The organism is Pseudoponticoccus marisrubri (assembly GCF_001482405.1).
GTDB classification, from domain to species: Bacteria; Pseudomonadota; Alphaproteobacteria; order Rhodobacterales; family Rhodobacteraceae; genus Pseudoponticoccus; species Pseudoponticoccus marisrubri.
Genome location: NZ_LPXO01000111.1, coordinates 1 through 252, shown reverse-complemented (window position 1 = coordinate 252; position 252 = coordinate 1). Strand labels below are relative to the sequence as shown.

General features: G+C 58.7%; 1 protein-coding gene. It reads right to left on the bottom strand.

Features of this window, described 5'->3' with window-relative positions:
* Window positions 1–252: glycosyltransferase family protein (locus tag AVJ23_RS22095; protein ID WP_437176769.1), on the bottom strand; the 252-nt coding region annotated here is incomplete at both ends.

Genomic DNA, 252 nt, shown 5'->3' with positions numbered 1-252 from the left:
TTCTTCCTTGAGGCGGCCCACCACCAGAAGCTCCAGCTGCGGGAAGGTCTGGCGGAGCTCTGCCACGGCCTCAAGCAGGAAGCGCAATCCCTTGAGGGGCTGGTCTGCGGAGGCTGTGGTCATAATCCGAAACGGCCGTTGCTCGATATCTGCAAGGGGACGAAACAACGCCGTATCAATACCGTTGTGCACTAATGTGACCTGTTCCGGTGCCACATCGAACTGCTCGACAATATCCCGACGGGACTGCTC